Source organism: Steroidobacter sp., from assembly GCF_016790065.1.
Taxonomy (GTDB): domain Bacteria; phylum Pseudomonadota; class Gammaproteobacteria; order Steroidobacterales; family Steroidobacteraceae; genus Steroidobacter.
Genome location: NZ_JAEUPY010000834.1, coordinates 1 through 11,997, shown reverse-complemented (window position 1 = coordinate 11,997; position 11,997 = coordinate 1). Strand labels below are relative to the sequence as shown.

At 61.4% G+C, this 11,997-nt stretch carries 9 protein-coding genes and 1 tRNA gene; 7 read left to right on the top strand and 3 right to left on the bottom strand.

The genetic code is table 11. The features are described from left to right. Window positions 1-141: 141 nt before the first annotated feature. Entirely contained in the window at window positions 142-1,455 is a 1,314-nt protein-coding gene (locus tag JNL55_RS33495; RefSeq protein ID WP_293865088.1) for a putative porin, read from the top strand. Window positions 1,456-1,524: 69 nt separating this feature from the next. Beyond that, window positions 1,525-2,541 (top strand): L-glyceraldehyde 3-phosphate reductase, encoded by a 1,017-nt coding sequence (gene mgrA, locus JNL55_RS33490; protein ID WP_293865085.1) that lies wholly within the window; start codon window positions 1,525-1,527, stop codon window positions 2,539-2,541. Here the strand turns inward: mgrA and JNL55_RS33485 are convergent, their stop codons facing one another. Further along, a complete protein-coding gene (locus JNL55_RS33485; RefSeq protein ID WP_293865082.1) occupies window positions 2,542-4,200 on the bottom strand; it encodes a response regulator in 1,659 nt (552 codons plus the stop codon). 160 nt (window positions 4,201-4,360) lie between these two features. Between JNL55_RS33485 and JNL55_RS33480 the strand changes: the two genes are divergently transcribed. Together JNL55_RS33480 and JNL55_RS33475 are read left to right on the top strand one after the other, a co-directional pair. Beyond that, window positions 4,361-4,600 (top strand): hypothetical protein, encoded by a 240-nt coding sequence (locus JNL55_RS33480; protein ID WP_293865079.1) that lies wholly within the window; start codon window positions 4,361-4,363, stop codon window positions 4,598-4,600. Between the two features lie 33 nt (window positions 4,601-4,633). After that, window positions 4,634-4,710, top strand: a tRNA-Arg gene (locus JNL55_RS33475). Window positions 4,711-4,712: 2 nt separating this feature from the next. On the opposite strand, the gene JNL55_RS33470 is transcribed toward JNL55_RS33475, so the two are convergent. Together JNL55_RS33470 and JNL55_RS33465 are read right to left on the bottom strand one after the other, a co-directional pair. Further along, complete coding sequence (locus tag JNL55_RS33470) at window positions 4,713-5,741, bottom strand: FecR family protein (protein WP_293865076.1); 1,029 nt, start codon at window positions 5,739-5,741, stop codon at window positions 4,713-4,715. Continuing rightward, entirely contained in the window at window positions 5,738-6,301 is a 564-nt protein-coding gene (locus JNL55_RS33465) for an RNA polymerase sigma factor (RefSeq protein WP_293865073.1), read from the bottom strand. Before JNL55_RS33465 ends, JNL55_RS33470 begins: the two co-directional genes overlap by 4 nt. Window positions 6,302-6,436: 135 nt before the next feature. On the opposite strand from JNL55_RS33465, the gene JNL55_RS33460 reads away from it, so the two are divergent. The 3 genes from JNL55_RS33460 to JNL55_RS33450 all read left to right on the top strand — a co-directional run bounded on the left by JNL55_RS33460 (window position 6,437) and on the right by JNL55_RS33450 (window position 11,840). Beyond that, window positions 6,437-8,971 carry a TonB-dependent siderophore receptor gene (locus JNL55_RS33460; RefSeq protein ID WP_293865070.1) on the top strand — a complete coding sequence of 845 codons (2,535 nt, stop codon included), beginning with the start codon at window positions 6,437-6,439 and terminating at the stop codon, window positions 8,969-8,971. Window positions 8,972-9,186: 215 nt separating this feature from the next. Continuing rightward, window positions 9,187-10,440 carry an alpha/beta hydrolase-fold protein gene (locus tag JNL55_RS33455; RefSeq protein WP_293865067.1) on the top strand — a complete coding sequence of 418 codons (1,254 nt, stop codon included), beginning with the start codon at window positions 9,187-9,189 and terminating at the stop codon, window positions 10,438-10,440. A gap of 11 nt (window positions 10,441-10,451) precedes the next feature. Continuing rightward, complete coding sequence (locus JNL55_RS33450; RefSeq protein WP_293865064.1) at window positions 10,452-11,840, top strand: amidohydrolase; 1,389 nt, start codon at window positions 10,452-10,454, stop codon at window positions 11,838-11,840. Window positions 11,841-11,997: the final 157 nt, after the last annotated feature.

Below are 11,997 nucleotides of genomic sequence, written 5' to 3'. Positions count from 1 at the left end.
GTTGAATAGCACTGGAAAGTAACAAAAGATTTAGGAGTGCTGCCTGACAAAGGTGTCAGGTTCACGTCAGGACGGCTTCGGCATCATGTGCCCCGTGAGCGCGAGGTAAGTCGCGCTTCTGGTCACTACAGTGGAGAATTCATGAAGTTCGAAGACCGGGGATCCAGGTCCTTGCTCGCCGTGTCGATTTTGCTGGCGGCGCTCAGCCCCAGCGCTTTTGCCCAAACTGCTAATAACGGTGCCGATGCTGCTGCTCTCAAGGCGCAGATCGAAGCGCTGCGAGCAGAGCAGGCGCGCATCGCCGAACAGCAGCGTCAGACCGAAGCCAAGATTCGTGCGCTCGAATCCAGCGTCAGCGCAACCAATGCTCCGGCGAAGGCTGCACCAGCCGCTGCACCGGCTGCACCAGCCCAGCTCGCTACTGCCGATGCCAAGTCGAAGTTGAACGTCACCGGCGACTTGCGTTTGCGCTTCCAGGGCGACTACAGCGACGACGATCTGCCGTCACGTCGCAGTGGCCAGGTTCGCGGCCGCCTCGGCGCGACCTATGCGGTGAACGATCGCATCACCCTCGGCACGCGTATCGTGACCGGCGATGCCGACGATCCGAACAGCGTCGACGTGCAGATGTCGAACTGGGACAACGATTTTCAGGTGAGCCTGGATCTGGCCTACGCGCAGATCAATTTCGGCGACCTGAATGTGTTCGGCGGCAAGATTCCGCAGCCGTTCACGCGCACCGATCTGGTGTGGGACGGCGACGTGAATCCGCAGGGCTTGAGCGGCGTGTACAAGCACAAGCTCGCCGACGGCTCGGCGCTGCGTGCCAGCGGCCTGTTCTTCATCATCGATGAAGCTGCAGTCGCGGCCGACAGCACCATGGTCGGCGCTCAGCTGGGCTACGACACCGCTGAAATCGGCAACTTCAAGTTCGACGTTTCCGCGGCCTACTACGACTACACGTTGGGTAGCGTGGCCACTGCGAACAGCGGCGACTTCCGTAATAACCTGCGCCGGACTAACGGCTACTACCTGTCGGACTTCAACCTGGGCGACTTCATCGTCGGCGCCACGTGGTCGGGCTTGGGCTCGCGTTGGCCGGTGCGTTTCGTCGGCGACTACGTGAAGAACTTCGGTGCCGAGACTTCGCAAGACACCGGCTACGGCGCGGATCTGGCGATCGGTCGTGCTTCGCAGCCGGGCGATTGGCGGGTGACTTACGGTTACTCGGTGGCCGAGACCGATTCGGTGCTGGGTGCGTTCTCGCACGACAATATCGGCATCGGCACCAACTATGAACTGCACGGCCTGACCTTCGACTACATGTTGATGCCGAAGACCCAGTTGCAGGGCATCTGGTACCACTACAAGCCTGAGAACGCCCTCGACGCTGGCAGCAACGCCATCGGCGACTGGCTGGATCGGGTTCGTATCGCGGTCATCGTCTCGTTCTAATCGAGTTAACGTTCGATCTGACGGCCCTCGGGGTGCTTCCCCGAGGGCCGTTTTTGTTAGGATGCGGGCATGACCCAGCCCGCCACCGCTTATCTCGCGGCTAGCGACCGCTATCAACATTTCGCCTATCGCCCGGCGGGACGCAGCGGGCTGAAATTGCCGCCGTTGTCGCTGGGGTTGTGGCACAACTTCGGCAACGACGTGCCGCTGGAGCGGCAGCGTGACATCCTGCGCACGTCGTTCGACCTGGGCATCACTCACTTCGATCTGGCCAACAACTACGGCACTCCCTATGGCAGCGCCGAGAGCAACTTCGGCCGGCTGCTCAAAGAAGATTTCCAGGCGCATCGCGACGAGCTGATCATTTCCACCAAGGCGGGATGGGACATGTGGCCCGGGCCGTACGGGCAGGGCGGCAGCTCACGCAAATATTTACTCGCCAGCCTGGAGCAAAGCCTGCAGCGGCTGGGGCTGGACTACGTCGATATTTTTTATTCGCATCGCTTCGATCCGGAAACGCCCATGGAAGAAACCGCGTGGGCGTTGGCCTCGGCGGTTCAGCAAGGCAAGGCGTTGTATGTCGGCATCTCGTCGTATTCGCCGGCGCAGACAGTCGAGTTCGCCGCGCTGCTGCGTCAGTGGCACATTCCGTTGCTGATCCATCAACCGTCGTACAGCATTTTCAATCGCAAGATCGAAGCGGGCTTGTTTGACGCGGCGGTGAAGGCGGGCGCCGGCATGATTGCGTTCTCACCGCTGGCGCAAGGACTGCTGACCAATCGTTATCTACAAGGTATTCCCGCCGATTCACGAGCTGGACGCGGGACTCGTTTCTTGCGGCCGGAGAGCGTGTCCGCCGAGGTCGTTGCCAAAGCAACAGCACTTAACGAAATCGCCAAAGCACGAGGTCAGACGCTCGCGCAGTTGGCGATTGCTTGGGTGTTACGCGATCCGCGCATGACGTCGACCATCATCGGCGCGAGCAGCGGAGCACAGGTGCGTGAGAATCTCGGCGCGCTCAAACAGTTGAGCTTCACCAGCGAAGAGCTGGCGGCTATCGATCGGATCGCGCCCGGGCCTGGTTGATTATTTTTGATCCAGCACCTGGCGCACCTTGGTCGCCAGTTGTTGAATGGTGAATGGCTTGGGCAGGAACGACACGTCGCGATCCAGCATGCCATTGTGAATGACGGCGTTGCGCGTGTAGCCCGTGGTGTACAGCACTTTGACGTCGGGCCGTCGCTCCTTGATTCGGTCAGCGAGTTGCTTGCCGTTCATGTCCGGCATCACCACATCGGTGAATAGCAGATCGAATGCAGTGTTTGCTTCGATCATGGCGAGCGCGTGTTTCGCGTCGCTTGCTTGAACCACGGTGTAGCCCAAGTCTTGCAGCAGCTGCACGGACATCTGGCGCACGCGGTCTTCATCTTCCACTACCAGAATCACTTCGGAAGTGTTGCCTCGTAGCGGCCGATCGGCAGGCAAGGGCGCCGCTACGGTTTCGTCTTCGCCGGTATAGCGGGGCAGATACAGCTTCACCGTCGTGCCCTGGCCGACTTCCGAATACAGCTTCACATGGCCGCCGGATTGTTTGGCGAAACCGTAGACCTGCGACAAGCCCAAGCCGGTGCCTTGGCCAGGCTTCTTGGTGGTGAAGAAAGGATCGAAGGCGCGAGACATCACCTCTGCGCTCATGCCGCTGCCGGAGTCGGTGACGGCGATGGCCACGTATTGGCCGGGACGTACTTCGGCGTGATTGGCGGCGTAAGTATCGTCGAGATGCGCGTTCATGGTTTCGAGCGTGATCTTGCCGCCTTCTGCCATCGCGTGACGCCCGTTCACGCATAAGTTGAGAATGGCGCTTTCCAACTGCGGTGGGTCGGCGAACATGCGCCACAGGCCGCCGGCCAACACAGTCTCCAGGCGCACGTTGCCGCCGAGGGCTCTGGTCAACAGCTCGGACATGCCGCTGACCAGTTTGTTCGCATCCACCGGACGTGGATCGAGCGGTTGTAGACGCGAGAAGGCGAGCAATCGAGCAGTGAGCTCGGCGGCGCGTTTGGCTCCCTCCATCGCGTGGTCAATGCTTGTCGATGCTTTGGCCGGGTCGCGCTGGGCGTATTTTTTCGCCATGTCGAGCGAGCCGACGATGATGGCCAGCATGTTGTTGAAGTCGTGCGCGATGCCGCCGGTGAGTTGCCCGACGGCTTCCATCTTTTGCATCTGCCGGACTTGGGCCTCGGCAGTAGCACGCGACTGCACTTCATCGCGCAATTTCTGGTTCGCGGCCTGCAGCTCAGCGGTGCGCTCGGCTACGCGACTCTCGAGCAAGTCGTTGGCGATGCGCCTCTGCTCATCGTCCTGCGCATACTCGGCAAAGCCGCGATGCATGGCTGCGGTCAATACCAGAATCACGCTCACCAACGTGACGTAAAACCCCAGGCCGATCCAGTTCGACAGGCCGCTGGCGGCCAACGACCAATCCGCCGGCAATAGAAAGTAACTGGAAATGATGGCGCCGAGCACGGCGGCCAGCGCACCGGCCCGCCAGCCGAAAATAAAGGCGGTGAGCACGATGGCCACGAAAAACGTGATGAACGGAAAGCCTTCGAGCACGCCACTGAGCAGCACCCGCACGTACATGGCGGCGACGCTGGTGAGCAGGGCGAAGGCATAGCCCAGCCAGCTGTGTTCACGCAGGAACTGCGTAGTCTCGTACCACTTGCGGATGCGTTTTACGAGCATGAGGTCGGCAAGGAACAGCCCGGTGCTGGCAAAACGCGCAATCTAGCAAAGCGCGTGCTTTCCCGACAGAGCGCGGCCCCACCCGGAACTCGGTTTGGTTGCCGTCGATTGCTCTCGGCGCGCCATTGCCACTGTCAAATCGTCGACCTCGAGGTTATGCATGGATCCGCTGTCGCTGCTGCAATGGCCCGCCATGGTCGTGACCCTGACCGCCGCCTGGCTGGTCGCGTCGCAGTCCAAAACCCGCCGCAGCTGGGGCTTTTGGACCTTCATTCTGAGCAACTTGCTGTGGATCGCCTGGGGCTGGCACGAAGACGCCCTGGCCTTGATCGTGCTGCAGGTCGGCCTGTTCTTCATGAACCTGCGCGGCGCCAAGAAGAATGAGCCCGCAGCCTCATGATTTCGCCCCGAGCTGCTAGAATCCCCGGCGGTTGCCCCGGTAGCTCAGTTGGATAGAGCGCGCCCCTCCTAAGGGCGAGGTCACAGGTTCGACTCCTGTTCGGGGCGCCAGCTCAACGGCGTTTACGAAGCGCCACCGCGCCGTCGTCATGCGCGACCAATTCCAGAGGAAACGACGACGGCAACGTCCTCAGCCAGCCCATGATGTTCGTTTCCGACACCGACGCGGTGACTCGCAGGGTGCCGATGGCAGGGTCGTCGATGACGATGGGCTGCGTGGAATAGCGATTCAGGTCAGCGACCACCACCGCCAGCGGGTCGCCCACATATTCCAGTCGACCGCGGCGCCAGCCGGCTACCGACGGGGGCGCGATCGGATCGATCTTGGCAAGGCTCGATGTTTGGGGTTCCGCCACCAGGCGGTGACCCATCTCGAGTCGCGTTGCTCGGGCGGGATCGATGTCGCCATCGATGCCGATTCGGGCCAGTAGCGTGGTTGGTTCCGGCGCTACCCTGACAGTTCCCTCGGCGACGCCGACGACGACCCGGTCGCCGTTGAGGCGTACGTTGAATGCGGTGCCGAGTGCGGTGACAGACATCGTCCCGGCTCTGACACTGAAGGGACGAGCAGCGTCCTTTGCCACTTCGAAGTAGGCTTCACCGCGCGTCAGTTCGATCGAGCGACGCTTCGTACGATAGGTGACCAGCAACTGTGAGTCGGCGCCAATCGAGATGTGCGAGCCATCGGGGAGCGTCAGCTCGCGATGCTCACCAGTCGTGGTCGCGATCTGTTGGCTATCCGACGCAGGATAGAGCAGCAGGCCCAGGCCGATTGCGATCGCTGCGAGTGCCGCTGCGGCTGACAAAGCCAAACGACGCCAATGTGTCCGGTGGCGGGGCGCATCTGGCGCACCGAGTTCCGCTGCCGTGGGCCAAGGCAACGCAGCTCGATCGCTCTCCAGCAGACGGTCGGAAAATCTCCAGGTTCGATGCAGTTCATCGAACGCGCGGGCATGACGCTCGCTGCGCGCCAACCATTGTTGCCACAACACGATGCGTTCGACGGAAATGTTCGGCGATTGCAGCTCGAGCAGCCACTCGCCGGCTTGAGTCAAGACAGCCTCATCGTCATCGACACTCATCGGCTCACCTCCCTGAGGACGCCCGCTTGTACCAATCCCAGCCGACAATGCAGCAGCGCGCGTAGCACGTAATCTCTAACCTGACGCTCGGACAGAAACATTCGCTCACCAATCTCACGCGTGCTCAGGCCGTCGATCTTGTGCAGCAGGAAGGCCTGTCGGCACTTCGGCGGTAGTTGCTCGAGCAACCTCACCATGAGTGCGATCTCTTCGACGCCTTCGGCACAGGCATCGGGAGTACGCAGTTCGGGCGGCTCATCGAACGCAGAGGCATCGCTGCTCGGGCCGCGCCGGTTGCGATATCGAATTCGATCGATGGCGATATTCGTGGCGGTCCGGAACAGGAAGGCGCGCAGGAAGCTGACGGCTCCGGGCGTATCGAGACTGAGCATGCGTACGTAGGCTTCTTGAGCGACCTCGCGGGCTTCCTGCGGCGACTGCAGCCGCGTGGTCAGAAAGCGCACCAGCGCATCGTTGTGCTCCTGAAACAGCTGCGCGATCAGTTCGGCGCGCTTTTGCTCGCCGTCTGACAACTCTGAGCTGGGATTTTCGTCCGCCACGATGACTTAGACGTTCACGGCCGCTGATTCGGCGGTCTCTCGACGCACTTTATTTCAGACCGCCGAATATCGCACCCGGAACGTCTTGGCTCCCGTATGTTCAATGAGCCGCCGAAGTGCGGCCAAGGGGAGGATATGACCATTGTGCGAAGTGCCGGACGACATCTGGGTGCGATTTCCGCGGTCGTGGCTGCTTGTGCGTCGGTGTTGCCGTCGACGGTGAGCGCGGCGGCCAGCACCGAGATCAATTTCAACCAGCGCGTGACGTTCGATATTCCCGCGCAGCCGCTACAAAGCGCGTTGATGCAGTTCGCGGCCCAGGCGAACGTCGAGCTGTCTGCATCCACGGATCTGGTGGAAGGCAAGCGGGCGGCAGCCGTCAAGGGTGTCCATTCCATGGAGGATGCGTTGCGTACCTTGCTAGCTGGAACGGGGCTGCGCTTCATGGCGACCCGGGACGGCTCGGTGGCGATCGTGCCCGAGGTGCCCACGACCGCCGACATCGCTGGCAGCATCGAGACCGTCAATGTCTTCGGCACGCTGGACAATGAGTTGAGCGTGGGTTCGAAGTCGGGTCAATCCCTTCGGGAGACCCCGAAGTCGGTGACCATCGTGACTCGCGAACGCATCGAGGCGCAGAACCTCACATCGATGGCAGAGGCGCTCGAACAGACGACGGGCGTCACTGTCGTCAGTCACAGTCCCACCGCTGTAGACAGCTTCTTCTATTCGCGTGGTTTCCGTGTGCAGACGTTGCAGTTGGACGGCGGCGCGCCGGCATACACCGGTGGGTTGGGTTCGTTTCTTGCGCCGGATACGGCGGCCTATGAGCGGGTCGAGATGCTTCGCGGCGTCGACGGTATGTTCACTGGCGCCAGTCAGCCCGGCGGCGTCGTGAATCTGGTTCGCAAACGCGCTAAGGCCACGCCTGCGGTCAGTGCGAGTCTGTCGGCCGGCAGTTGGGAAGCGTATCGCGGCGAATTGGATCTGACCGGACCGCTGACCGACGACGGCCGGCTGCGAGGGCGCATCGTCGGCGCGTACTCGGACAAGGGTTACTTCTACGATCGCGGCCATTCCGAGAAGACGCTGTTCTTCGGTACTGCGGAGTACGACATCACGCCATCGACGCTGTTGATCGCGGGCGCGAGCTACGAACGCCGCAAAGAGGATGCGTTCTTCACGCAAGGCCATCCGCGTTACTTCGACGGCACCGATCTGAAGCTGTCGCGCAGCACCGCCTTCAATCCTGATTGGGCGCATCGATACTCGAAAAACAAGGAAGTGTTTGCTCGGCTCGAGCAGAAGTACGGTAGCGACGGCGTGCTACGGCTGAACCTCACTCGACTCGATCAGGAGGGCGAGAGTCGTACGTTTCTGGCACTCGGCTATCTGAGCCCGATCACCTTGACGGGCGTCAATGCCAGCTCCGGAGCCAGCGACTACCAGTCGGTGCAGGACCTGATGGACCTGTCCGCGAGCGGTACGTTCTCGCTGTTCGGTGGTTCGCATCGCTACACCGTCGGCACCGACTTCGCCAAGGTCGATGCGGCTGGACAGAAAGACTATCGGCTCTATCCGTACTTGGTACTGGCCGATCCGTCACCGGACAATGTGCCGGTCGACGTATTCAACTTCGATCCTGCATCGTATCCGGAGCCCGACGCCACATTGGTCGCTTACTACCCCGAGAACGGTCAGCGGCAGAACGGCGTGTACGGCGCACTCGAGCTGGAACTAGCCGCACCGCTGCGTTTGAGTCTCGGTGGCCGTTACGGCAAGTATCGCTATCTGCAGATCTATCAACCGGTCGCCGCCGATGGCACCTATGGCGCGAAATCGCGCACCCGCTACAACGACAGCAAATTCATTCCGAGCGTCGCGTTGCGGTGGGATTTCGCCGCGAATTGGTCGGCCTATGCAAGTTATGCCGAAACCTTCGAGGTGCAAGCCAGCCGGTTGCAGGGACCGTTGCCCGGAACACCGCTCGATCCAATCACCGGCGCGGGTTCGGAACTCGGCGTGAAGGGGGAGGTTCTGGATTTCTTGAACACTTCGTTCGCGATCTTCAGTGTCTCGCGCAACGGCCAGGCGGTGCTCGATCCGTTCTATACCGCTGCGTCTGGCGCCGACGGCAGTCGTTGCTGCTACTTGAGGCAAGCGGACGTCAAAGTCGAAGGTATCGACGTGGAGGCGAGCGGCACAGTGCTGCCGGGCTGGCAGATGTTCGCGGGCTACACCTACGCTACGGCGGACTACAAGATGCTGAGCTTCGCGTTGCCCAATGGCCAGATGGTTCCAAGCGGCGTGGCTTATGCGCTGACGCGAGCACCGCAGCACTTGTTCAAGCTGTGGACCACGTGGCAATTGCCTGGTGAGTACTCGCGCTGGACGTTCAACGCCGGCGTGCGGGCCTACTCCGAAACCTCGGCGACCACGGCGGCGCGCGAAGCGCCGGGCAGTACGGTTCCTGTCGCCTTTCGGGCGGTCCAGGATCCCTACGCACTTTGGAATGCGTCGGTCCAGTACCGAATCAATGACACTTGGAGCGCGGGACTGTATGGCGACAACCTTGCCGATACCAAGTACTACCAGGTGCTGGGCGGCCCCACCGAGAACACGTACGGCTCGCCTAGAAGCTTTGTTCTAACGGTGCGAGGCCACTGGTAGCTCACGAGGCCATGAGTTGGGCCCGGCAACGTCGGGCCCCATTCACCCACTGACATGTCTCGCGCGCCGCGCGTGACGATCTTTGTTTTGAGAGGCTGAGTATGTCATCTGAAAAAATGGCACGGTGTGGTCGTGCCTGGCTATTTCCTCTGCTGCTAGCGTTCGCCTTACTGCCTGGGATTTCGATCGCAGATACCGCGATTGAAAGTCCGCGCTTGAACGCATTGCGTGCCGCGATCCAGGCGAGTGCGGCAGGCGAGTCCGAGGCGGCGCTGGCTGCGTTCTGGAAGGAAATCGATGCGGCTGGCACGCCGTTGATCGAACCGGTGGCCGAGGACGGCGCGTCGATGTGGGTCACTTTCCTGTGGCGCGATATGGATAAACGCGACGCGCTCAACGTCGGCGTCAGCAATCTGTTCATCGAGAGCGGTGAGAAAACCTCGCCGCTCAGCCGGCTCGACTCCACCGATGTCTGGTTTCGAACTTACAAGATGAATGCCGCGGCACGCTTCACTTACCGGCTGACGCAACCGGAAGGAAAAGCAGCAGACCCGACGGCAGCGTATCGCGAGCCGCTCGGCGGCATCGTGTACGAGTTCTTTGCCGATCCTCGGGCTCGAGTGAACATGCCGGACAAGGTGTCGTATGCAGAAGGTCCGCGTGCCATTGCAGAGCCTTGGTTGGCAGTCAGGGACGACGTGACTCCCGGCCGGATCGACATACTCAAAGCCGATAGCAAGTTTCTCGGTAACAGTCGCGACGTCGCCGTCTATACGCCGGCGGGTTACTGGCGCTCGGGCGCTGCTTATCCTTACGCAGTGATCTTCGACAAGGAGGATACGGAGAAGTACGTGCCGACGCTGTTCGACAACATGATCGCCGACGGAGTCATTCCGCCGATGGTCCTGGTTCTGGTCAGCTATCTCGATATCGCCCATCGCTCCGCCGAGCTGCCCTACAACCCGAACTTCGGCAACTTCATCGCCAAGGAGCTGGTGCCGCTGGTGCGCAGTCGCTATCACATCAGCCGCGATCCGAAGAAGGCCGTCATCTCGGGTTGCAGCTTCGGCGGTATCGGCTCGACGTCCGTGGCTTATGCGCATTCGGATGTGTTTGGCAACGTGTTGTCGCAGTCCGGTTCGTACTGGTGGCGGCCGACGCCCGATGGCAGCGGTCGCAGCGAGCGCGAGGAATACGTGAAGAACCTGGGGTGGATGCCGCGAAAGTTCGTCACTGCAAAGAAACTGCCGTTGCGTTTCTATCTCGATCTGGGCACCGAAGAAGGTTCGGGACTGACGCAGGCCAATCGTCAGTTTCGCGACATCCTGCAAGCTCGCGGCTACTCGGTCACCTATCGCGAACATGTCGGCACTCATTGCAGCGTCGGTGCGAGAAGCATGCTGCCGATCGGGCTGATTACGTTGCTGGGAACCGAGCAAGGGCGTCGTGCCATCGAGACGACACCGTGATTGCAGGGTCGATGCGCGCTCGTCTATTCGTGGCGCTGGTGGTTGCGATGGGTTCGGCGACGGCGAGTCAAGCCGAGGTATTTGCATCCACGTATCGGGCGGCACCGAGCGAACCGACATTGATTCGCGGCGCGACTGTGCTGACCGGAACGGGAGCGAGGCTGGATGGAGCCGATGTGCTGATGGTCGATGGACGGATCGGCGCCGTGGGCCAAAATCTCCCGGTGCCGGCGCAAGCAGTCGTCATCGACGCCGCGGGCAAGTGGGTCACGCCTGGATTGATCGACGTGCATTCTCACCTGGGTCTCGCTGCTAGCCCCGGCGTCGCCGCTCACGACGATGTGAACGAACGGACTGCGCCAGTCACCGCCAATGTCTGGGCCGAACATGCGATCTGGCCGCAGGATCCGGGCTTCGAGACCGCTTTGCAGGGCGGGGTCACGACGCTGCAGATCCTTCCGGGGTCGGGAAATCTGATCGGCGGGCGCACCGTGACGATCAAGAACGTGACGGCAGTGACGTATCAGCAAATGAAATTTCCCGGCGCCTTGCCGGGATTGAAGATGGCCTGCGGCGAGAACCCCAAGCGCAACTATGGGGCTCGCCAGCAATCGCCGATGACGCGCATGGGCAATGCGGCCGGTTATCGGCAGGCATTCGCCGACGCGCAGGATTATCGGCGTCAGCAGCTCAAATACCAGGCCGAGCGCGTCGACTACGAGAGCAAGCGTGGCAAGGACGCAGCCGCGCGTCCACCGGCTGAACCCAAGCGAGACCTGCGCTTGGAAACATTGTCGGCAGTGCTCGATGGCCAAATCCTGGTGCACATTCATTGCTATCGCGCCGATGAGATGGCGTTGATGCTGGATCTGGCTGAAGAGTTCGGTTTCCAGATCACTGCGTTTCATCACGCAGTGGAGGCCTACAAGATTGCCGACCTGCTGGCGCGTAATCGGGTCTGCGCGGCGATGTGGGCGGACTGGTGGGGCTTCAAAATGGAAGCCTTCGATGCGATCCAGGAAAACATTGCTTTCGTAGAGCGGGCCCACGATGGCTGCGCGATCGTTCACTCCGATTCAGAACGAGAGATCCAGCGTTTGAATCAGTCGGCCGCCAAGGCGATGGCTCGCGGTCAGCGCATGGGTGTGGCGATACCGCCGGAGCGTGCGATTCGCTGGCTCACGGCGAACGCGGCGAGGGTGCTGGGAATCGAGGAGCGTACCGGCACGCTGGAGGCCGGCAAGATGGCGGACGTCGTTGTCTGGAACGGCAATCCTTTCAGTGTCTACGCACTCGCCGAGCAGGTCTTCATCGACGGCGCGATTGTTTACGATCGTTCGCGGCCCGCGCAGCAGCCCCGATCCGATTTTCAGCTCGGCCTCATGGAGAATTCTTTATGAGTTCACGCTGTGCAGGGTTCATCGCACCGCTGCTTGCCGGTCTGTCGCTCGCAGTTGGCGCACAGGATGTTCTGATTCGCAACGCGACGGTGCACACGCTCGAGCAGCGTGAGCCACTGTTGCAAACAGATGTTCTGGTGCGCTCGGGTCGAATCGC